Source organism: Candidatus Dactylopiibacterium carminicum, from assembly GCF_014736495.1.
Classification (GTDB): domain Bacteria; phylum Pseudomonadota; class Gammaproteobacteria; order Burkholderiales; family Rhodocyclaceae; genus Uliginosibacterium; species Uliginosibacterium carminicum.
The window spans coordinates 27,491-49,892 of the sequence record NZ_MDUX01000024.1; the positions used below are offsets into that span (position 1 = coordinate 27,491).

General features: G+C 62.8%; 20 protein-coding genes and 1 pseudogene. All 21 read right to left on the reverse strand.

All coding sequences use genetic code 11. The features are described from left to right. Window positions 1-112: 112 nt before the first annotated feature. The 21 genes and pseudogenes from murG to BGI27_RS09015 all read right to left on the reverse strand — a co-directional run bounded on the left by murG (window position 113) and on the right by BGI27_RS09015 (window position 22,043). On the reverse strand, window positions 113-1,198 hold the full coding sequence (gene murG, locus BGI27_RS08915) for an undecaprenyldiphospho-muramoylpentapeptide beta-N-acetylglucosaminyltransferase (protein WP_095524518.1): 1,086 nt from the start codon (window positions 1,196-1,198) through the stop codon (window positions 113-115). Then, window positions 1,198-2,412, reverse strand: a complete 1,215-nt coding sequence (ftsW, locus tag BGI27_RS08920) for a putative lipid II flippase FtsW (RefSeq protein WP_095524519.1) — start codon at window positions 2,410-2,412, stop codon at window positions 1,198-1,200. Before ftsW ends, murG begins: the two co-directional genes overlap by 1 nt. After that, window positions 2,409-3,764, reverse strand: a complete 1,356-nt coding sequence (gene murD / locus BGI27_RS08925) for a UDP-N-acetylmuramoyl-L-alanine--D-glutamate ligase (RefSeq protein ID WP_095524520.1) — start codon at window positions 3,762-3,764, stop codon at window positions 2,409-2,411. The genes ftsW and murD overlap by 4 nt, the downstream gene beginning before the upstream one ends. A gap of 4 nt (window positions 3,765-3,768) precedes the next feature. After that, window positions 3,769-4,869, reverse strand: a complete 1,101-nt coding sequence (mraY, locus tag BGI27_RS08930) for a phospho-N-acetylmuramoyl-pentapeptide-transferase (protein WP_095524521.1) — start codon at window positions 4,867-4,869, stop codon at window positions 3,769-3,771. Between the two features lie 14 nt (window positions 4,870-4,883). After that, window positions 4,884-6,245, reverse strand: a complete 1,362-nt coding sequence (locus tag BGI27_RS08935) for a UDP-N-acetylmuramoyl-tripeptide--D-alanyl-D-alanine ligase (RefSeq protein ID WP_095524542.1) — start codon at window positions 6,243-6,245, stop codon at window positions 4,884-4,886. Beyond that, complete coding sequence (locus BGI27_RS08940) at window positions 6,245-7,759, reverse strand: UDP-N-acetylmuramoyl-L-alanyl-D-glutamate--2,6-diaminopimelate ligase (RefSeq protein WP_095524522.1); 1,515 nt, start codon at window positions 7,757-7,759, stop codon at window positions 6,245-6,247. The genes BGI27_RS08935 and BGI27_RS08940 overlap by 1 nt, the downstream gene beginning before the upstream one ends. Further along, window positions 7,756-9,504 (reverse strand): peptidoglycan D,D-transpeptidase FtsI family protein, encoded by a 1,749-nt coding sequence (locus BGI27_RS08945; RefSeq protein WP_095524523.1) that lies wholly within the window; start codon window positions 9,502-9,504, stop codon window positions 7,756-7,758. Before BGI27_RS08945 ends, BGI27_RS08940 begins: the two co-directional genes overlap by 4 nt. Then, window positions 9,501-9,764: a cell division protein FtsL gene (gene ftsL, locus BGI27_RS08950; protein WP_095524524.1), complete on the reverse strand. Its 264-nt coding sequence runs from the start codon at window positions 9,762-9,764 to the stop codon at window positions 9,501-9,503. The genes BGI27_RS08945 and ftsL overlap by 4 nt, the downstream gene beginning before the upstream one ends. Next, window positions 9,752-10,714: a 16S rRNA (cytosine(1402)-N(4))-methyltransferase RsmH gene (gene rsmH / locus BGI27_RS08955; protein WP_095524525.1), complete on the reverse strand. Its 963-nt coding sequence runs from the start codon at window positions 10,712-10,714 to the stop codon at window positions 9,752-9,754. The genes ftsL and rsmH overlap by 13 nt, the downstream gene beginning before the upstream one ends. Then, window positions 10,711-11,163, reverse strand: a complete 453-nt coding sequence (mraZ, locus tag BGI27_RS08960; RefSeq protein WP_095524526.1) for a division/cell wall cluster transcriptional repressor MraZ — start codon at window positions 11,161-11,163, stop codon at window positions 10,711-10,713. Before mraZ ends, rsmH begins: the two co-directional genes overlap by 4 nt. Window positions 11,164-11,396: 233 nt before the next feature. Continuing rightward, window positions 11,397-12,557, reverse strand: a complete 1,161-nt coding sequence (locus tag BGI27_RS08965; RefSeq protein WP_095524527.1) for an iron-containing alcohol dehydrogenase — start codon at window positions 12,555-12,557, stop codon at window positions 11,397-11,399. A gap of 50 nt (window positions 12,558-12,607) precedes the next feature. Continuing rightward, a pseudogene (gene trpE / locus BGI27_RS08970) lies at window positions 12,608-14,106 on the reverse strand (anthranilate synthase component I). Between the two features lie 200 nt (window positions 14,107-14,306). Next, on the reverse strand, window positions 14,307-14,981 hold the full coding sequence (locus tag BGI27_RS08975; protein WP_095524528.1) for a phosphoglycolate phosphatase: 675 nt from the start codon (window positions 14,979-14,981) through the stop codon (window positions 14,307-14,309). 108 nt (window positions 14,982-15,089) lie between these two features. Further along, window positions 15,090-15,572, reverse strand: a complete 483-nt coding sequence (locus BGI27_RS08980) for a TonB family protein (RefSeq protein ID WP_095524529.1) — start codon at window positions 15,570-15,572, stop codon at window positions 15,090-15,092. A gap of 7 nt (window positions 15,573-15,579) precedes the next feature. Beyond that, window positions 15,580-16,284: a ribulose-phosphate 3-epimerase gene (gene rpe, locus BGI27_RS08985; RefSeq protein WP_095524543.1), complete on the reverse strand. Its 705-nt coding sequence runs from the start codon at window positions 16,282-16,284 to the stop codon at window positions 15,580-15,582. Between the two features lie 90 nt (window positions 16,285-16,374). Continuing rightward, window positions 16,375-17,376 (reverse strand): MraY family glycosyltransferase, encoded by a 1,002-nt coding sequence (locus BGI27_RS08990; protein WP_223871712.1) that lies wholly within the window; start codon window positions 17,374-17,376, stop codon window positions 16,375-16,377. A gap of 11 nt (window positions 17,377-17,387) precedes the next feature. Further along, window positions 17,388-18,332 (reverse strand): NAD-dependent epimerase/dehydratase family protein, encoded by a 945-nt coding sequence (locus BGI27_RS08995; protein WP_095524531.1) that lies wholly within the window; start codon window positions 18,330-18,332, stop codon window positions 17,388-17,390. Beyond that, window positions 18,329-19,093, reverse strand: a complete 765-nt coding sequence (locus BGI27_RS09000; RefSeq protein WP_239591142.1) for a glycosyltransferase family 2 protein — start codon at window positions 19,091-19,093, stop codon at window positions 18,329-18,331. Before BGI27_RS09000 ends, BGI27_RS08995 begins: the two co-directional genes overlap by 4 nt. Before the next feature lie 18 nt (window positions 19,094-19,111). After that, the gene (locus tag BGI27_RS09005; protein WP_223871713.1) at window positions 19,112-20,080 is read right to left on the reverse strand and encodes a GDP-mannose 4,6-dehydratase; all 969 of its coding nucleotides are present in this window, start codon (window positions 20,078-20,080) and stop codon (window positions 19,112-19,114) included. An 18-nt stretch (window positions 20,081-20,098) separates the two neighbouring features. Then, a complete protein-coding gene (locus tag BGI27_RS09010) occupies window positions 20,099-21,214 on the reverse strand; it encodes a glycosyltransferase family 4 protein (protein WP_095524534.1) in 1,116 nt (371 codons plus the stop codon). A 61-nt stretch (window positions 21,215-21,275) separates the two neighbouring features. Next, a complete protein-coding gene (locus BGI27_RS09015; RefSeq protein ID WP_095524535.1) occupies window positions 21,276-22,043 on the reverse strand; it encodes a glycosyltransferase in 768 nt (255 codons plus the stop codon). Between the last annotated feature and the right edge of the window lie 359 nt (window positions 22,044-22,402).

Genomic DNA, 22,402 nt, shown 5'->3' on the forward strand with positions numbered 1-22,402 from the left:
CGGTGCGCGCGCAGTGTCGCAAAAAAGCCCGCGCCGCACACGTCTTGACGCTGGGCCGGAAACCCGCCCCGCCATGCGGCACAAGGCTTGGCAACAAAACCACGGATTGCGCTCATGCCGGCCTCCGTCGCGCGAGCGCTTCACAGCAGTCCGCCGCGGCCGCAGCCGCTTCGGGCCGTGCGAGCGCACGGGCCGCCTCGGCCATCGCCAGCAGACGATCGCGGTCCAGCGCCCGGATCTGCGCCGCCAGCGCTTCGGCGGTCAACGCGGCTTGCGGCAGCAACAGCGCCGCCCCCTTGTCGGCCAGATAACGCGCATTTCCGGTCTGATGGTCATCGACCGCATGCGGGAAAGGCACGAGGATGCTGGCCACGCCCGCCGCCGCCAGCTCGGCCACGGTCAGCGCACCGGCGCGGCAGATCACCAGGTCTGCCTCCGCGTAACGCCTGGCCATATCGCCGATGAATGGCAAAAGTTCTCCCTCGACGCCGGCCGCCGCATAGGCGGCGCGCAAGGCTTCGATCTGCCGCTCGCCGGATTGATGTGTCACGACGGGACACTCTTCTGCCGGGATTTTCGCCAGTGCTTCGGGCAACACGCGGTTGAGCGCCTCGGCCCCCAGAGAACCGCCAACCACAAGAATGCGCAGCGGCCCGGCGCGGCCGGCGAAACGCCTGGTCGGCGCCGGCAACGCCGCGATATCTTCACGCACCGGATTGCCCACATGGCGCGCCTTGGCGATGGCATCGGGAAAACCCGCCAACACGGCATCGGCCACGCCAGCCAACACACGATTGCTCAGCCCGGCCACGGAATTCTGCTCATGCACCACCAGCGGCCGACCTTGCAGCGAGGCCATCATGCCGCCCGGGAAGCTCACATAACCGCCCATGCCCAACACCACGTCCGGCTGCACACGGTGGATCGCCCGCCAAGCCTGCCAGAAACCACGCAAGAGATTCAACGGCAACAGCAGCTTGGCACGCAGCCCCTTGCCACGCAGGGCACCAAAGCGGATCCACGCCAGTTCATACCCATAGGCCGGCACGATGCGGCCTTCCATGCGGTCCTCATTGCCCAGCCAGGCGATCTGCCAGCCGCGCGCACGCAGTGTTTCGGCTACGGCCACGCCAGGATAGATGTGCCCGCCTGTGCCACCGGCCATCACCAGAAGTTTGGGAGCGCGTTGCGCTGGCATCAGTTGCCTCCCCTCGACACCTGGCGGTTCTCCCAATCGATCCGCAACACGATGGCCAGAGCCAGGCAGTTGGCAAGAATGCCTGAGCCACCATAGCTCATCAGGGGCAAGGTCAATCCCTTGGTAGGCAGTACCCCCATGTTCACACCCATGTTGATCAGCGACTGGCCGCCCAGCCATAGCCCCACACCCTGCGCCACCAGACCGGCATAGTGCTTCTCCAGTTGGTGCGCGCGCCGCGCAATGGCGAAGCAGCGATGCACCACCAGCGCGAACAGCGATACGACCACCATCACCCCGGCAAAACCGAGCTCTTCGGCAATCACCGCGAGCAGGAAATCGGTATGCGCTTCAGGCAGGTAGAAGAGCTTCTCGATGCTTGCTCCCAGGCCGACACCGAACCATTCACCACGACCGAAGGCGATCAATGCATGCGAGAGCTGATAGCCGCTGCCCAGCGGATCTTTCCAGGGATCGACGAAGTTCACCAGCCGCTGCAAGCGGTAAGGCGATGTCAGCGCCAGAAAGGCAAAGATCGCCAGCGCCATCACGATCAGCACGGCGAAGATGCGCAGGTTCAAGCCGCCCAGGAACAAGATGCCGAAGGAGATGCTGCTGATCACCACCAGCGCGCCGAAGTCCGGCTCGCGCAGCAGCAGGAAACCTACCGCCGCCACCATGCCGGCCACGGGCAGGAAAGCTTTCTTGAAGCTGCGCATATGCGGCAACTTGCGTGCGGTGAAATCCGCCACGTAAAGCGCGGCGGCGAGTTTCATGAATTCGGAGGGTTGTACCGAGATCGGCCCCAGCGGGATCCAGCGCCGCGCGCCGTTCACCTCGCGCCCCACATGCGGCACCAGCACCAGGATCAGGGACAGCACGCCGACCAGCGCGAGCCAGGGAGAGAGCTTCTCCCAGGTTTTTACCGGCACCTGAAAGGCGATTAACCAGGCGAGCACGCCGATGGCCAGAAACGCCACATGACGCACCAGGAAGAAATCGGCACGGTAACCGGAAAGCCGGCTGCCCTCGGCAAAGGCGATCGAGGAGGAATACACCATCACCAGACCGAACAGCAGCAGCAGCGTGGCCGACCAGAAAAGAGACTGGTCGAGTTCTCCCGGCGATTGCTGCACGCCGCCAAGGCGCCCCGGCCCCAGCCCGGGCGAACGGAAGGTACGGTCGGCCCAATCCAGGAGCCCTTGCGTACTCATGCCTGTACCCCCGGCAGACGATGCACTGCGGCGATGAACACCTCAGCGCGGTGTGCGTAGTTGCGGAACATGTCCAGGCTGGCGCAAGCCGGTGACAGCAGCACCGCATCCCCCGCCTGGGCCTGGGCGGCGGCAAGCACCACGGCTTCATCCATATCCCCCGCATACAGGAACGGCACGCCACTGGCTGCCGTTTCCGCATGCAGGCGCGCGGCATCCCGACCGATCAGCAGCACGGCACGGGCATGCTCGCGAAGCGCTGGCGCAAGCGGGGAGAAATCCTGCCCCTTGCCATCACCGCCCGCAATCAGCACCACCTTGCGGCCCAGCCCTTGCAGAGCAGCCAGGGTGGCCCCCACGTTGGTGCCCTTGGAGTCGTCGTAGAAATCCACGCCATCGGCGCGGCTCGCTACCCGTTCGACCCGATGCGGCAGACCACGGAAGTTGCGCAGCCCTTGCAGCAGGCGCACGCGCGGCAAGCCGATGGCCTCGCACAGAGCCAGTGCCGCCAGCGCGTTGGCAATGTTATGGCTGCCGACCAGTTGCAGTTCGTTTGCCGCTAGCAGACGCTCGGCGCCACGGCACAGGGAGCCATCGCAGACTCCATAGTCGCCGTCAGCCGGCGCATCCAGCCCGAAGCTGTGCGCACGCCGATCCGTACGCCGCATCGCCGCCACCAGCGCGTCCTCGCGGTTGAGCAGCATCAGGCCGTCACCCGCGAAGATCTTCGACTTGATGTCAGCATAGGCCTGCATCGTGCCGTGGCGATCCAGATGGTCATCGGTCACGTTGAGCACGACGGCAGCATCCGCACGCAGGGAGTCCGTGGTTTCGAGCTGGAAACTGGAAAGTTCCAGCACCCACACGTCCGGCAAGCGTTGGTCATCCAGCCGGCGCAGCAGCTCGGTGAGCGCAGCCGGCGAGATGTTTCCTGCCACGGCAGCATCCAGGCCGCAGGCACGCACCAGTTCGCCAGTCAGCGCGGTGGTGGTGGTCTTGCCATTGGTGCCGGTGATGGCGAGCACCCGTGCCGGCGGCAGGGTAGCCAGCGCACGCGTGAAAAGCTCGATCTCGCCCAATACCGGCAGGCCACGCATGCGCGCCTGTTCGATCAAGGGTTCGCTGAGTGGCAGGCCAGGACTCACGGCGACTTCGTCGATCCCCTCGAGCAGATGGGCGCCGAACGGCCCCGCATGCAACTCCGCACCAGGCACGGCAGCCCGCAGCTCGGCCACGCCGGGCGGCTGCGCACGCGAATCGGCCACGCGCACGGCCCGCCCCTGGCGGGTCAGCCAGCGCGCCATGGCCAGTCCGGTTTCGCCGAGGCCGAGGATCAGGGTGCGTGCGCTCATGGAATCAACGCAGCTTGAGGGTGGAAAGGCCGAACAGCACCAGCATCAGGGTGATGATCCAGAAGCGCACCACGACCTGGGTTTCCTTCCAACCACCCAGTTCGTAGTGGTGATGCAGCGGCGCCATGCGGAAGATGCGCTTGCCGCCGGTCCAGCGGAAATAGGCTACCTGCAGCATCACCGACAGTGTCTCGGCGACGAATAGTCCGCCCATGATGAAGAGCACGATCTCCTGGCGGACGATGACGGCCACGGTACCCAGCGCAGCGCCCAGAGCCAGCGCGCCGACGTCTCCCATGAAGACCTCGGCCGGATAGGCGTTGAACCACAGGAAACCCAGCCCGGCTCCAGCCATCGCGCCGCAGAACACCGCAAGTTCGCCGGTCCCGGCGATGTAGGGCACGCCCAGATACTTGGAGAAACCGACGTGCCCTGCCACATAGGCGAAGATCGCCAGTGCCGCAGCCACCATCACGGTGGGCATGATGGCCAGGCCGTCCAGCCCGTCGGTGAGGTTCACCGCGTGGCTGGTGCCGTTGATTACGAAGTAGCTCAGTGCCACGAAGCCGAACAGCCCCAGTGGATAGGCCACGCTCTTGAAGAAAGGCACGATGAGCTGTGTATGAGCCGGCGTATCGGCGCTGTAACCCAGGTAGAGCGCTGCCGCCAGTGCGATCAGCGAGGTCCACAGGTATTTCCAGCGGCTGGGAAGACCCTTGGGGTCGCGATGCACCACCTTGCGCCAGTCATCCACCCAGCCCACGGCACCGAAGCCCAGCGTCACCAGCAACACGACCCAGACGTAATCGCTGGAGAGATCTCCCCACAGCAATGTGGTGACTCCGATGGCGATCAGCACCAGCGCGCCGCCCATGGTGGGCGTACCAGCCTTGGTGAGGTGGGATTTGGGACCATCGTCGCGCACGGCCTGGCCGATCTTCTTCTTCGCCAGCCAACGGATCACCGGCGGCCCGAAGATGAAGGAGATCACCAGCGCGGTGAGCACCGCCAGCATCGCGCGCAGCGTGATGTAGCCGAACACGTTGAAGGCCCGGATATTGAGGCCTTCGACACTGGCCATCCAGAGAGCGAGTTTGAGTAGCATCGTTCAGTCTTTCATCAGGCAGCAGGGGGGACGATCAGGGCATTGACCACGCGCTCCATGCGCATGAAACGCGAGCCCTTGACCAGAACCACCACCTCGGAGCCCAGCGCCAGGCGCAGGGCATCAATCAGTTCCTCGCAACTGGCGAAATGCTCGCCACCCGCGCCGAAATTCCGTGCGGCCAGCGCACTTTGCTCCCCCAGCGCGAACAGGCGATCGACGCCCGCACTCTTTGCGTAGCCACCGATCTCGTCGTGATACTGCGCGCTCATTTCGCCGATCTCGCCCATGTCTCCCAGCACCAGAATCTTCTGGCCGGGTGCATAGGTCAGCACATCGATGGCCGCACGCACGGAATCCGGATTGGCGTTGTAGGTATCGTCGAGCAGGATGGCACCACCTTCGGCCTGCCGACGCTGCAGACGCCCTCCAGCACCGGCAAAGCGCTCCAACCCCTGCGCCACGGCGGCCAGCGGCGCACCGGCGGCCAGACACGCGGCAGCTGCGCCCAGCGCGTTGCGCACGTTATGCAGACCGGGGATGGGCAGTTCGAAATCGATTTCGCCTTCAGCGCTGCGCAGATGCACCTGGCTGCCAAAAGTCTTGATCGCGGCAGTGCCACCGACGTCCGTCGCATCTCCCAGACCGAAGGAAACGCTGCGGGCCGGACCGTGATTGGCTCTCCACCAATCGGCATGTGGATCGTCGGCATTGATCACGGCGACCCCTTCTTCAGGCAACGCCCGATAGATCTCGCCCTTTTCCGCCGCGACCGGACGCAGCCCGCCCATGCCAGCCAGGTGAGCACGCTGGGCGTTGGTGACGATGGCCACGCCGGGACGGGTGATGGCGGCCAGTGGCGCGATTTCCCCGGGATGATTCATGCCCATCTCGATCACCGCGGCGCGGTGATGCGCGCGCAGGCGCAGCAGCATCAAGGGCACGCCGATGTCATTATTCAGATTGCCCTGGGTAGCCAATACGGCATCCTCACCGAGCCAGGCACGCAAGATCGCAGCACACATTTCCTTGACCGTGGTCTTGCCGTTGCTGCCGGTCACGCCGATCACGGGTATGGCAAAATGGGCGCGCCAGAAAGCCGCCAGCGTACTCAGCGCCTGGCGCGTATCGGCCACGCGGATGAGCGGGAAGCCCGCTACCGCCAACGGCACATCGGCTGCAACGATGGCACCGGCTGCACCTTGGGCGGCAGCTTCGGCGATGAAGTCATGCGCATCAAAACGCTCGCCACGCAGGGCGATGAACAGCTTGTCGCGCAGATCCTCGCGAGTGTCCGTGCTGACGGCCGCGAAGGCGCGCGAGCTGCCTTCCAGGGAGGCGCCCAGCGCCGCCGTGACCTTTGCCAGCGTCATCATCATGTCAGTGCTCCCTGATGGCGCGCTCCACGCGCCCATTCGCCCAACGCGGCCTGCGCGTGTGTGGCATCGCTGAAGCTGTGGCGCTCGCCCTTGATTTCCTGATAGTTCTCGTGCCCCTTGCCGGCGATCAGCACCACGTCGTTGTCTCCCGCTTCGAGCACGCTGCGGTGGATGGCTTCGGCGCGATCCACGATGCAGGTGGCCTGCGGCGCTGCCGCCGCGATCTGGGCCACGATCGCCTGCGGATCCTCGCTGCGCGGGTTGTCACTGGTAATCACCGCAGCATCCGCCAAGCGGGCAGCCACCTCACCCATCATCGGACGCTTGCCGGGATCGCGATCGCCACCGCAGCCGAATACACAGACCAGCCGCCCACCGCGTGAAGACACGGTGGCACGCAGCGAATGCAGCACCTGCTCCAGCGCATCCGGCGTGTGGGCGTAATCGACGATCACCAGAGGCTCGCCGATACCGCCCAGTGTCTGCATGCGCCCCTCGGGCGGCGTCAGTTCGCGCAGGGCCTCCACCACTGCCGGAAATTCGAAACCGGAAGCGAGCAGACTGGCTGCCACGGCCAGCAGATTGGAAACATTGAACTGACCGACCAGGCCGACGGACATGTCAGCCCGCTGGCCGTCGAAATTCAGTGCGAAACGCATGCCTGCCGGCGTGGTGCGCAACTGCTCGGCCACCAGCATGTGCTGCGCTGGCGCGGCCGCAGCGTTGTCCGGGATCAGGCTGTAGCCATACACCGGCAGCTTGCGTTCGACCAGACGCCGGGCTTGCACCACGCCCATCAGGTCGTCGAAATTCAGCACCGCAGCCTCCAGCCCCGGCGCATCGAAGAGCTTCGCCTTGGCCGCCGCATAGGCTTCCATGCTGTGGTGATAGTCGAGGTGGTCGCGCGTCAGGTTGGAGAGCACGGCGACCTTGAAGCGGCAGGCGGAAACGCGCCCCTGGTCCAGACCGATGGAGGAAACCTCCATCGCCACGGCTTCCGCCCCCTGGGCCAGGAAGCCGGCCAGCGCTTCCTGCAGCAGGATGGCATCCGGCGTGGTATTCGCAGAAACGTTCAGGCGACCAGGAAAACCGGTGCCCAGCGTGCCGATCACCGCACAACGACGCCCGAGCGCGTTGAACGCGCGCGCGATCCACTGGCTGATCGAAGTCTTGCCGTTGGTGCCGGTAACACCGATGGTCCAGAGTTTCTCCGAAGGACGGCCGAAAGCCTCATCCGCGATGTCGCTGGCCATCCAGCGCAAGCGGTCGACCGGCAGATTGGGCAACTGCAGGCTGGTATCCCATTCGAAGCCCTCACGCTCCCAGAGCACGGCAGCGGCACCACGCGCCACGGCGTCGCGGATATGCAGGCGGCCATCGCTGCTGTGGCCGGGATAGGCCAGAAAGATGTCTCCCGGCCGGATCAGGCGTGAATCTGCACAAACGCGCCGGGCGTTCTCCGCTCCGGCGCGCAACAGGGTGAGGATGCTGGTGGCAAGCTGTGAGGTCACATATCCCCCCGCAGATTGCCGACGTTCTGTGACGCCAGCCGTAGTGGCGCAGGCGGTGCATCAGGCCTTATCCCCAGGGTTCGCAATGCGCCGGCCGTGATCTGTGAGAACACCGGGCCAGCCACCTCACCGCCGAAGTGCTTGCCTGCGCTGGGCTCATCGATGATCACGGCCACGATCAGGCGCGGATCCGATGCTGGCGCGATACCGACGAAAGACGACAGGTACTTGTTGGTATACCGCCCGTTTTCCAGTTTGTGCGCCGTACCGGTCTTGCCTGCGATGCGATAACCGGGCACGGCAGCGCGCGTGGCCGTGCCGCCCGGCGCCACGACGGATTCCATCATGCCCAGAACCTGACTGGCGACTTCACGGCTGAAGACACGCTTGCCGTGCACCACGGGCGCATCGACACGGGTGAGCGACAGCGGGATCAGCTCCCCTTCGCGTGCGAAGGCCATGTAGGCATGCACCAGTTGCATCGTGGTGACCGAAACACCGTGCCCATAGGCCATCGTGGCCTGTTCGATCGGCCGCCAGGTCTTCCAGGGGCGCAGGCGCCCGCCGACTTCGCCCGGGAAGCCCACGCGCACCGGCTGGCCGAAGCCCAGGTCACTGTAGGTCTGCCACATCTGCTCGGGCGCAAAGGTGAGCGCCATCTTCGCCGAACCGATGTTGGAGGACTTCTGGATGATCTGCGCCACGGTCATGGGCCCATCCTGATGGTGCGAATCGCGGATGGTGGCGCCGTCCAAGGTGAGCTGTCCGCCATTGACGTCAACCAGGGTGTCGGCACGGAAACGGTTGGACTCCAGTGCCATAGCGGCCACGAAGGGCTTCATCGTCGAGCCGGGCTCGAAGCTGTCGGTCACCACGCGGTTGCGCAGCTGCTCCCCGGACAAGCGTGACCGGTTGTTCGGGTTGTAGGTGGGGTTGTTGACCAGTGCCAGCACCTCGCCGGTCCGGGCATCGACCACCAGTGCGGCGCCGGACTTGGCACGCATGTTTTGCACCGCCTGCTTCAATGCGCTGTAGGCCAGGAACTGGATCTTGGAATCCAGTGCCAGCTGCACCGTGGCGCCATCCTGCGGACGGCGGATGGTTTCCACGTCCTCGACGATCTGGCCGCGCCGGTCCTTGATCACGCGCCGCGATCCCGGTTGCCCGGAAAGCTGGTCATTGAAAGCCAGCTCGATGCCTTCTTGCCCCTTGTCGTCAATGTTGGTGAAGCCGACCATGTGCGCCACCATCTCGCCGGCCGGATAGTAGCGACGGTACTCATCCTGCGCCTGGATACCGGGCAGCTTGAGTGCCAACGCGGCTTCCGCCACGTCTGGCGCCACAGCGCGCGCCAGATAGACGTAGTCGCGACCGCTGGAGAGGCGCCGATTGATGTCGCTCGGCTCGACCTCCAGCACCTTGGCCAGCTGTATCACCTGCGCAGGCGAGAGCTGGGCCATGTCCGGAATCGCAGCGATGGACTTGACCGGCGTGCTGGTGGCCAGCGTATCGCCGTGGCGATCCACCACCTTGCCGCGCGTGGCTGGCAATTCGAGGGTGCGTGCATAACGCGACTCGCCCTTGCGCTGCAGGAATTCCTGGTTGACCCCTTGCAGATACATCGCGCGGCCGACCAGCACGGTGGAGCCGATCAGCATCAGGGCCAGCACGACGCGTGCCCGCCAGCCGGGAACACGGCTTTCCAGCAACGGGTTGTGATTGAAAGAGGTATGCAGGCGGGTCATGGTGTGACGCCTCCAAGACTGACCACCGAAGTCGGGGATTCCATCTTCAGTACGCGGCGCGCCAGCCGCTCGACCGTAGGCAGCGCAGCCACGGCCTGTTGCTCGATGTCGAGCTGATTCCATTCCACCTGCAGCGCCTGGGCTCGACGCTGCTCGCGCTCGATCTCGGTGACCAGCTTGCGCGACTTGTGCTGGGTACTGACCACGCCCAGCGCGCTCGCCACGGCAAGTGCCACCAGCACGGCAGTCAGGCGGACCATGATTGGGCTCCGTCGAAAGCGGCGCCGGTACGACTGGCCACGCGCATGATGGCGCTGCGCGCACGCGGATTGGCCGCGACCTCGCCCTCAGAGGGGCGGATCGCGTCGCCAGCCAGCGTGAGCGGCGGTTGCGGACGCAATGCCTCGCGCACCGGCAGCCCTCGCGGCAAGGCAGGCGGTTTCGCGTGATCGCGCATGAAGCGCTTCACGATGCGGTCTTCCAGCGAATGGAAGGCGATCACCACCAGACGTCCCCCTGTGTTCAGTCGCGCCACTGCCTGCGGCAGGATCAGCGACAGTTCTTCAAGTTCGCGATTGACGCAAATCCGTAGAGCCTGGAAGGTCCGCGTCGCGGGGTGCAGGCCCGGCTCGCGTGTCCGCACCGTTTGCGCCACGATCTGGGCAAGCTGGCCTGTGGTTGCAACAGGGCCCCCTTGCCGAGCAGCATCAATCGCCTTTGCAATCGCATGAGCAAACCGTTCTTCACCGTATCCCCTCAGCACGTTGGAGATTTCGGCCACGCTCGCGCGGGCCAGCCACTGCGCGGCAGATTCACCACGCGTCGTATCCATGCGCATGTCCAGCGGCGCATCGAATCTGAAACTCATTCCCCGCTCGGGTTCGTCCAGTTGCGGCGACGACACCCCGAGATCCATCAGCACGCCATCGACGTGCCGCACATCCATTCCATCCAGCGTTGCCGCCAGCGCCGAGAAAGGCTCGTGCACCAGTTGCAGCCGCTCATCCTGCAGTGCCCGCACTGCCTCAATGGCACGCGGATCGCGATCGAAGGCGATCAGCCGCCCTGCAGGCCCCAACCGGGCAAGGATCGCCCTGCTGTGCCCACCACGCCCGAAAGTGGCATCCACATAGACGCCATCCGGCTTCACTTCCAGCGCGGCAACTGCTTCTTCCAGCAGCACCGTGATGTGCGCAGCAGCCGCACTCACAGCGCCAGATTCTCGAAACCCGCCGGCAGACCCGCACTGGCGAACTGAGCAGCCGCTTCGGCCTGCTGCTGCGCCCAGATCTCTTCCGACCACAACTCGAAATGCGAACCCATGCCAACCAGGCGGACGGATTTGTCCAGCTTCGCCCAGGCCCGCAGCTCGGGCGCAACCAGGACACGCCCCACGGCATCCATCAATTCGTCGCGCGCGTTGCCGACGATCAGGCGTTTCAGGCGTGCAGCATTGATATCGAAGCTGGGCGCGGCATTGATGCGATCCCGGATCGGCTCCCAGGCCAGCGCCGGATACACCAGCAGGCAACCGTGCGGATGAGCGGTGAGCACCAGGTTGCCGGCGCAGGCCTCCAGCAGCGCATCACGATGCCGCGCCGGGACGCCCAAGCGCCCCTTCGCATCGAGATTCAGTGCCGTTGCGCCCTGAAAGAACATTCCGCCCCCTGGTTAGCGGTGAGGTGGGGAAGCCGGGAAAACCACTTTCCCGCCGAACTTTCCCACTTTCTCCCCTTTTCACCCACTTCTCCCCACTTTAGTCGAAAAAAAAAACGGGAGCAAGCGCGCCCTGATGTTGTGCATCAGGGCGGGCCAAAGGCCTTTCTCGCACCATGGACAAACAAAAAGCGCAGCCGAGGCTGCGCTTTCGCATGTGAAGAAGAACGGCCGGATCAGCGACTGCTCAGAATGGCGCGCACAGCCGCTGGATCGATGCTGCCCCGCTCGCCCAATGCAGTCATGCCGTGAGCGGCCAGGCGTGCGGAAATCCGCTCTGCGGCCACCTTGCTGTCCGCCACACCATTGCCGGCCAGGGTGCACTCAACGCCCAAGGATTTGAAGAAAGCCTCGGTACGCTCGATCGCCGCTTCGATGCGTTCGGTCTCGCTGCCTTCATGCAATCCCCACACCCGCTCGGCGAACTGCAGCAGTTTGGCCTGCTTGCCGGTACGACTGTGACGCCACACGCCCGGCAGCACGACAGCCAGGGTGCGGGCATGGTCGAGCCCGTATTCGGCCGTGAGTTCATGACCGATCATGTGCGTTGCCCAGTCCTGCGGGACACCACAACCGATCAGGCCATTGAGTGCCAGGGTGGCGGTCCACATCAGGTTGGCCCGCAACACGTAGTCCTGCGGCTGCGCCAGGACCTGAGGCCCGACCCGGATCAGGGTCTGCAGGATGCCTTCGGCAAAACGATCCTGCAGCTCGGCCCCGACCGGATAGGTCAGGTATTGCTCGATGGTGTGCACGAAGGCATCGACGATGCCGTTGGCTACCTGGCGCGGCGGCAGGCTGTAAGTGGTTTCCGGGTCCAGTACGGCGAAACGCGGATAGCAATGCTCGCTGCCGAAACCGTATTTCTCCCCCGTCGCCTCGCGCGAAATCACGGCAAAGGTATTCGATTCGGAACCGGTGGCTGGCAGGGTGAGCACCACACCCAGCGGCAAGGCAGCGCTCACTGGTGCGCGCTTGCCAAGGATATCCCACGGATCAGCACCTTCGAACAAAGCCGCGGCGGCGATGAACTTGCTGCCGTCAGCCACGGAGCCGCCACCCACGGCGAGGATGAAATCCACGCCTTCGCGTTTGACGATCTCGACCGCACGCATCAGGGTTTCGTAACGGGGATTCGGCTCGATACCGCCGAACTCCAGCCAGGCATGTGCCTTGAGTGCCGCGGCGACCTGGTCATACACGCCATTGCGTTTGATGCTGCCGCCGCCATAGGTCACCAACACCTTGCTGCCCGCAGGAATCTGTGCCGCGACGGCCGCAATCTGGCCCTTGCCGAAAATGATGCGTGTGGGGTTGTAATAGCTGAAGTTCTGCATGGCTGGCCTCCTGAAAAAAGGATCGCCTGGGCGACCCTGCTGGCTGGCTTTCAAGTGCGGCTGATGTCCAGACCGCGCTCCGCGATCTCGGCAGCCCGGATCACCGCGCGTGCCTTGTTGAGTGTCTCCTGCCATTCGGCATCTGGATCGGAATCGGCAACGATGCCGGCACCCGCCTGCACGTGCAGCTGACCGTCCTTGACGACGGCCGTACGGATGGCGATGGCCACGTCCAGCTCGCCATCGAAGCCGATGTAGCCGCAGGCGCCGGAATAGATGCCGCGCTTGACCGGCTCCAGCTCGTCGATGATCTGCATCGCGCGCACCTTGGGCGCGCCACTGACGGTTCCTGCTGGAAAGGCCGCGCGCAGTACCGCGAGCGTGGCCGCGCGCTTGTCCTGACCTGCGGGCAGCAATCCTTCGACATTGGAGACGATGTGCATCACGTGCGAGTAACGCTCGACGGTGAACTGCTCGGTGACCTGGACCGTGCCGGTGGCTGCCACGCGGCCGACATCGTTGCAGCCCAGATCCAGCAGTTGCAGATGCTCGGCCAGCTCCTTGCGATCAGCCAGCAACTCGCGCTCCAGTGCCAGATCCTCCTCGGAAGTAGCGCCGCGCTTGCGCGTGCCGGCGATGGGACGCACCGTCACGCGCTGACGGTCACCTTCGTGATCGAGCTTGACGAGAATCTCCGGTGAGGAGCCGACGACCTGAAAATCCTCGAACTTGAAATAGAACATGTAGGGCGAAGGGTTCAGCGCGCGCAGGCTACGATACAGCGTCAGCGGATCGGCCGCGAAGGGTTTGCTCATGCGCTGCGACAGCACCACCTGCATGACGTCGCCTTCGACGATGTAATCCTTGGCGCGGCGCACCGCAGTCTTGAACGCCTCTTCGCCGAAACTGGAAACGGCCGGCTGAGGGTCGGCCGGAACCGGTTGCGGCACCGCCACCGGCTCACGCAAACGCGCCAGCAACTCTTCCAGCCGGCGCTGGGCACGACGCCAGGCTCCCGGCACCTCGGGTTCGGCATACACCACCAGGGTCAGCTTGCCGGAAAGGTTGTCGACGATGGCGATCTCTTCCGAGAGCAGCAGCAGGATGTCCGGTGTGCCCAGCTCATCCTTGGCTTGATGCTAGGCCAGCTTCGGCTCGATGTAGCGCACCGTGTCATAGCCAAAGCAGCCAACCAGCCCCCCGCAATAACGCGGCAGGCCGGCGCGCGGCGGCACCTTGATGCGTTGCATGAACTCGCCGACATAAGCCAGCGGATCGCCATAATCCCGCCGCTCGACGATGCGGTCACCCGTCAGCAGCAGCACGCTGCGGCTACGGACTTCGATACGGGTGTCGGCACGCAGACCGATGATGAAATAAAGCCCGAAACGCTCCCCCCCTGCACGGATTCGAGCAGATAGGTATTGGCTTCGTTGGCGAGCTTGAGGTAGAGCGAGAGCGGGGTGTCGAGATCCGCGAAGGTCTCGGCGGTGAGCGGAATGCGGTTGTAGCCTTGCGCGGCGAGCGCCAGGAATTCCTGTTCGGTCATCATGACTCCGGTTTCTGCAATTCGGGGAATAGTCGGCCAGCGGACGCCGGCCCGTGACGCTGCATCAGAGCGCGCGCCATGAACTCCCGCCGCGCCGCCAACCAAGGGCTGCGCAAGCCGGGAGGGTCTCCTTTGCGAGAAACGGGCTTTTGCAAGTCACGAGAAGAAATCCGGGATTGTCGCTGCTGGGAAGGACTGCTTCATGCAGTCTTCAGCAAAGGCGGCAGTTCGAGGAAGCTGGATAGTAACCCGTCGCAATCTTCAGTGTCCACGGGAACGCCTTCGTTGTAACCATACGTCATCAGCAGCACGGGGATACCGGCACGGCGTGCGCACAGCGCATCGTTGCCGGAGTCTCCAACCATCAGCGCTTCCTCGCGCGAGACGCCCACTGTCTGGCAGGCATGCCACAGCGGCTCGGGATCCGGTTTCTTCTTCGCCAGGGAATCGCCACCCACAAGGCAGTCAAAGAACCCGCCCAATCCCAGTTCATCGAGCAAGGGGCCGATGAAGGCTTCGGCCTTGTTGGTGACCACGCCCATTTTCAGTCCACGCGCACGCAGTACGGGTAAAGCTTCCACTACGCCAGGATAGGCGCGCGTGAGCTTGCCGTTGGTATCTTCGTAATGGCGCATGAAACTCGTAATGGCCTGTGCCAGAAGCTCTGGAGATATCGGGGCGCGGCCGACCGTCAACGCGCGCTCGACCATCGTGGGAATGCCCTTACCGACAAAGGTGGCAACCTCGGCATCGGTACGCGAAGGCTCGCCCAGTTCTACCAGCATGCGGCGCACGGCCTCGGCCAGATCGGGGACGGAATCGACGAGAGTGCCATCGAGGTCGAAGAAGATGGCACGGGGAGCGAAGCTTTTCATGGCAGGTCCGGCAAGCGGGAGACAATCAGAAGGCAACATGTTCGCCTGGAAACGCAGCGCCCTGGCTGAGACGAGTCAACTACACCCCGTGCCCGCTGCCTCGCGCGCCTAACTGCGCGGATGAGGGCGAAACACCAGACGGATCAACTGGCCCGCATCAGCCTCGATCATGCTCGGCGGTACCGGCAGTGGCTCAGCACGGCGCAGGGCCTGCAGTACCGCTTCATCCAGCGCTTTGTATCCACTGGAACGCGCCACGCGCGGGAACAGCGCCCGGCCGTTCGGGAAGAGCGCAGCTTCGATCACTACCTCGGCATTGCGGGGATAGTCAGCGGCCAGTTTGCCGACATGCAGGCGCAATTTGCGGGAAATCGCCACCAGAGCCTCGCTGTCTGCCTGACGACGCGCCAAGGCCTCGGAGGGCGGTGCTTCGTCGCTGCCCTCACCCACCGGCCGACTGTCGAACAACACCCGCTCGACCGGCTCGCCCGGCACCAGAGGCCCCAGAGACTCCTGCCCTTCATCCAGCCACTGCGCCTGCACCAAGCCCGAGATGAGCCCGGCACAGATGAAACCGACAATACGCTTCACGACTACCTCACATCACCTTCGTCAACGCTGCACGCATCGCGGCAATCACCGAATCGTAACGATTCGGATCGGAATCCTTGCCGGCACCAAATACTGCCGAACCGGCCACGAATGTATCTACCCCTGCAGCAGCGATCTCAGCGATGTTCGCCGGCTTCACGCCACCGTCGATCTCAAGCCTGATGCGCCGCCCTGATTCACGCTCATAGGCATCCAGACGCGCACGCGCTGTGCGAGCCTTGGGCAACGTCGAGGGGATGAAACTCTGTCCGCCGAACCCCGGATTCACGGACATCAACATGATGATGTCGAGCTTGTCCAACACATGCTCCAGCCAATCGAGCGGCGTGGCAGGGTTGAATACCAGCCCGGCCTGGCAACCGTGGTCCCGGATCAGCTGCAACGTACGATCCACATGGCGTGAGGCTTCGGGGTGGAAAGTGATGATGTTCGCACCGGCCTTGGCAAACATCGGCACCAGCGCATCCACGGGCTCCACCATCAGGTGAACATCGATCGGCGCCTGTGTGCACGGACGGATGGCTTCGCAGACCAGTGGACCGATGGTCAGATTGGGCACGTAATGGTTGTCCATCACGTCGAAATGCAGCCAGTCGGCACCGGAAGCGATGACGCGCTCGACCTCGTCACCAAGATGGGCGAAATCGGCAGACAACAGACTGGGCGCAAGGATGAAGGAAGTATCGGGCATGGCAAGCGCCAACAGGCGATTCGGCAAGGCGCCCATTATCCTCGCGCAGCCGCCTGCCGCACCAGAAATTTGCGTTCTGAAACAGAGCGCCTATTCAGGCCGCCCGGCCCCAAGCCGCCACGCCAGCCAGCCCAGCAACAGCAGGCTCAACACGGCAAGCCACGGCCCGGTCATCGGCCAGGCTTGCGCAGCGAGTGCCGCAGGCAACAAAAGAAATAGATTGATGAGCAGGACAGCCACCGTCACCGGCTTGTGCCCCCCCAAGCGGCGCGACGCCCATTGATAGGCGTGCGTGCGGTGCGCATCGGTCACCCGGATCCTCTGCCTCGCACGGTTGAGCAAGGTCAGGGTGGCATCGGTGAAAAACACCGCCAGCAGGATAAGCCAGGGCCAGAACGCCGTCGCGCCACTGCGGGTTGCATGCAGGGCAAGCACGGCCAGCGCATACCCCAGAAAACCACTCCCTGCATCCCCCATGAAGATGCGTGCCGGCGGCCAGTTCAACAGCAGGAAACCCGCCGCGGCAGCAGCCAGCAGCCAGAGTGGCATGGCGTCACTCCCCAGCAGCCACAGCAGACCACCACCGGCTCCAGCGACAAAAACGGCCTGCATTCCTGCCAGGCCATCGATGCCATCCATAAAATTGTAGAAATTGATTGCCCAGGCGATGAACAGCCCGCCTGCCAATGCACCCGCAGCGCCCCAGGGCAACACGGCAAACCCGAAATCCAGCACAGGCCAGCCGTTCAGCTGCCACATCGCCCAGGCCGCCGCCAGCAGATGGAAGGCAAAGCGCAATTTTGCCGACAAGGGCCGGTGGTCATCCCAGAAGCCGATGGCAGCGATCAATGCCCCGCCAGGCAGCAGGGCCCAGAACAAGTCAGGATCAACTCCCGCCTGCCAATGCCATAGCGACAGAGCCAACAGGAAACTCAGCACGATGGCCACACCACCACCGCGTGGAGTGGGCACCGTATGCGAACTGCGCGCGTTGGGTGTATCGATCACCCGATGGGCCAAGGCATAGCGGCGCAGGATATGTGTGCCCGCCAGACTGACCAGCAGGCAGAGCCCCAACCATAACAATGACACCCCGATCTCCCTCAACGTCCAGACGCCTCCCGCCAGGCCCTTGCTGTTCTTTGCAGGGCGTCCTCCAATGAGATCCGAGGCTGCCAACCCAAGACTTCACGCGCATGCCCGGCGTCCACCCGCAATTCCCCTGTCAAACGCTCGACAACACCCCGCATCCCCAGCATTCGTCCCCACGCATCCAACCAACTCATCGGTACTGGCAGCAAGCGCAGCGGTCGTTGCAACACATGCCCCAACGCCCGGATCAGTTCAGCCGTTCCCAAACAACAATCCGCAGCGAGAAATATCTGCCCCGCTGCCGCTGGATGCACGCAACAACGCTCGATAAGATCCGCGAAATTCCACACATTGATGAAACTGCGTAAAGCCTGCGCCCGCCCCAAAGGCAGCGGCAGGCCACGATCCACCAGACTCAGCAGGCGCGCGAAGTTACCTCCCACGCCAGCGCCGAACACCAGTGTCGGACGCAGCACCACCCACTCCATGCCATGCGCTTCGGCCACTTCGCGCAACACCTGCTCGGCCAGCAGCTTGGAACGGCCGTAGGGATCCTCTGGAGCGGGCGCATCCGCTTCGGTCAGCGCCCGCCCGGGGGAACGCTCGGCCATGGCTTTGATGCTGCTCACGAATACGAAACGACGCACTCCTGCAGCCGCAGCCTGCTCGGCCAGACGCCGCGTCACCTCGGTATTGGCCGCACGATAGGCCACTTCCAGATCATCAGCATCCTCGCGCATGCTATGCACGCGTGCCGCAAGGTGCACCACCACGTCAACACCGGCTAGCACGGCGGATAGGTCTGGTGCTGCCTCCAGATCAGCGACCACAACTTCAGCGGAAGCGACTTCGGGCGCTCGCCGCGACACACGAAGCAGCGAATGCCCGCGCACCTGAGCCAGTTCGCAGAACTCGCTGCCGACGAATCCAGTGGCACCCGTTACCAAAAACCTCATGGCAGAGCGGAGCCTCCCCCAGCACCGCTCTTTCTCAGAAACTCAGGAATACGCGAAAGCACCTTCTGCACGGGGAACCAAGGCCAAACATTCAACCCATTCTTCCGACAGGCTGCATAGGCTTCGAGATTTCCACGCAATACGTGGCGCCAGCTCCGGTTGCTGAGCCCCCCCATACGCATGCGAACCCACGTCTCATCGACATATCGGATTCTCTCCCCGGCAAGTCGGAACAAACGGATGGCCAGATCGAAGTCGGACTGCAGCCGGAAGGCCAGATCGAACCCCCCCACCTGGGTCAACAGATCGCGGCGTATGAACAGGGTCGGATGCGGCGGCATCCAGCCACGCTCGAACAAGCCCTGGCAATAGGGCTGCGAACGCATCCGGCGGACGATCTGCGCGGGGTCATGCTGGCGGACGAAATAAAGATTGGCATAACACCCGGCCACGTCTCGATCAACCATCACCTCCGCCACACGCGCCAGAACTCGTGGCGACACGTAAACGTCATCTGCATTGAGACAGGCGACCACATCACCCGAAGCGCGCTCCAATCCCTTGTTCATAGCATCGTAAACGCCACGATCAGGCTCGGAGACAAAGTACGCCAGCTTGTCGCGGTTACGCTCAATGATCTCGACAGTGCCATCCCGCGAACCGCCATCGATCACGATATGCTCACGTTGCGGATATGTCTGGGCAGCCACGGCGTCAATGGTTTCCTGAATCGTCCCAGCAGCATTGAACACCGCAGTCACTATCGAAATTTTCATTGCTCAGCCTTTGCCTTGCATCTGCTCGCGTTCAGCGACCACCATTTCCCGCACTACATCACGCATCCTGAACCCGGCACGCCAGCCCAGCAACTGCTCGGCGCGAGCCGGATTGCCCTGACTCCAGGCCAGATCGGTTGGCCGGAAATAGGCAGGGTTCGAACACACATGCGCACGCCAGTCCAGATCGAATTCTGCAAATACTGCAGCAACGAAGTCCTGCAAGGACTGCGCTTGGCCGGTCGCAATCACATAGTCCCTTGCCTGTTCTCCCTGCAGCATGCGCCACATGGCCTCCACATACTCCGGCGCCCAGCCCCAATCCCGCACGATATCCAAACGCCCCAGCTCCAAGCGCTCGCCCGAACCGGCCGCAATCCGGCATGCCGTAGAGATTATCTTGCGCGTCACAAAACGAGTTGGGCGCAGGGGCGATTCGTGATTGAAAAGAATGCCATTGCACACGAACAACCCGTAAGCCTCGCGATAATTTGCAACCAACCAGTGCGCCGATGCCTTTGCCACCGCATATGGGCTGCGCGGAGCAAAAGGCGTCGTCTCGTCGGCAGCCACTTCACCCACATCGCCGAAGCACTCGCTGGATCCTGCGTGATAGAGCCTGATCGGCCGTCCCAACAGACGGATAGCTTCCATCAGGTTCAGCGCTCCCAGTGTGATGCTCTCAAGCGTTTCGACAGGCTGCTCAAACGAAAGCCCCACCGAACTCTGGCCGGCCAAAAAATAGATCTCATCTGGTTCGCTAGCCCGTAGAACGGTTAGCACGCTACGAAAGTCATTCGGTGCCATGGAGCGAACCTGCACCGCATCGCGCACGCCAAGTTGCGCCAAATTGGCAAAGGACGCGATCTGCGCATCTCGCGAAGTACCCCACACCTCGTAGCCCTTGGCCAGCAGCAGGCGAGCCAGATAGGATCCGTCCTGCCCGCCTACTCCACAAATAAGTGCCTTCATCACATCTCTCCGGGAGTTCTAAAGCTGACGATAGACGCCCAGAGTCTCCCCTGCGCATTGCCGCCATGAAAAGCGCTGGCACTGTGCACGACCACGTACCACCAATTCACGGGCGACATCAATAGCACCAAGCACCCGCTCCATCGCTTGGCGGATGGAGTCCGGCTCGTTTGGTTGAAAATACTCGGCGGCATCGCCTGCCACCTCGGGAATCGAAGTGGCATTACTGCAAGCCAACGGACAAGCCAGCGACATGGCTTCAAGCGGAGGAATGCCAAATCCTTCGTAAGCAGACGGATACACAAACAGTGCGGCATACCGGTAGCAGCGCGCCAGTTCATCATCTGTGCCGCCGACCTGCTGTACCCGCCCCTCAACACCGAGTTGTTTGATTGCCTCGCACTCAGCCTCGCTCAGGCGCCCTCCACCAAAACACAGCAGCCGGAAGTTCTGGCGCAGCCAGAGTGAACTCGCATACGCCTGCAACAAGCCCGAAAAATTCTTGTAGCCCCCGCGTTGACCAACAAACAGAATGTACGGCTCGTCAGAGCCCAGCACACGCAGCCGGAAATCGCTCCCCAGCTCTGCATCCAGTCGTCTTTCCAGCGAGTCGTAACCTAGATAGACGACAGAGACCCGCTCGGGAGGAAGGTCGTAGAGATCCAGCAGATCTTTGCGGGTGTATTCGGAAATGCAGATGACGTGATCGGCACGCGCCACGGTCTTGCGCTTCCAGTGCCGGACAGGATCTCTCGCCGGATAACTGTCAGGCCGTTTCTCGTGGATCATGTCATACACCGTTACCACCCTACGCCGAGCCAGTGAAGGCATGGTCAGCGGAAAATAATAGGTTTCGTGGAGGATGTCCGCCCGGCGGGCACAATGCACCGGCACAGAAAGCCCCATGCTGGCCACCCGAACAAGGCTGGTAAAGCGGGGCGGGCGCACGACGTGGCGTCCCATCCAGTAGCGCTTGGGGAGTGCCTGAAGATAGGCGTTGAAATGCAGTGGCGCGACAACTTTCGCGTCCACATCAAAGTCATCCCGCATAGCCTGTGCGACGCTGGCGTAGTAGCGGGAAATGCCACCAAACTCCTGGGCAGCAAAGATCTGCGTATCAAAATCAACCTTCATATTCAAATCTGTTTCCGCAGTTCCGACTGGAGCCCTTGCATCACACGCATCCCTGTGGCCCTCATATTCTCAAGCCAAGCAGCAGTCGCCCTAGCCGACCGACCAGGGCTCTCAGCAACAGAGCGTTGGCCAAAAACCAGGACATCCCGTTGCGGCGGCGCGCATCGCGTGTTTCGAAAAAAGGCCACCACGCACGCCGGCTTATGCCGCCATCCTCAACATAAGCCAACACCGCATCGATCTGCTTCACCGTCATGCTGGACCGATTGCGCAGGAGGAAGTCGTAATCGCCTGAAGAGCGGAAGCACTTGTCGAACATGCCGGAATCAATGATCCATTGCCGCCGATGCGCCGCCATCACATGTGCCAGCATCTGATTGATTTGCATGCGTTCACGTATGAAAGGCTGGCCCTGCAAACCAACCGGCACTCCAGAAACGGTGTGCACATTAAAACCATATATAAGTTCTCGGCCGGGATTGTCTTGCACGGCTGAACAAAGCTCTTTTAGAGCCCCCGGTGCTATTCGGTCATCCGCACCGATAAAACTAACGTAAATACCTCGACTTAACCGTACAGCCTTATTCCAAGCATCGTAAATACCATCATCTTCTTCAATGACAAGGCAATTAATGATGTCCTGATTGGCTTGCAGCAGCTCCGTTGTCCCATCCGTCGACAGCGCATCAACAACAATCAGCTCGGTTGTAGCCGAGCGTTCGCGTCGGTAGGAGTCCAGCAACCCTTGCACGCAGTACGCCGAATTCCTGACAGCGCACACAACAGACAATCTTGGGAAATTCAAGACATCTTCGACCTCATCCTGCATGATCTTGGCTTGAAGACTGAGATAACTGCAAACGCATGACGGCCTGGGAATGGTCAGTTGGGATACGTGACCCCAGTCGCCGTCTGGCCCAATAGCTGGCCAAGGGATGAAGACGGCCAGTAGCAAGTCGAAAGATCAGTGAACTGGCAGGGGATCTCGTAAACAAATGCAGTCCTCGAAAAGTAATAAATTTCATCTCCAGCGCAGCGGCCATTGTTTTAAGCGTGTTCAGGGTAAAGAATGAAATATGCTGGCCTGTTTCTCGTGAAAAATACCACCATTCATCTGGATCCGGAGGTTCTCCTGAATCGCCCCCGGTTCACTAGACACTTCGAAGCCTTAAGCTGGCAACCAAGTGG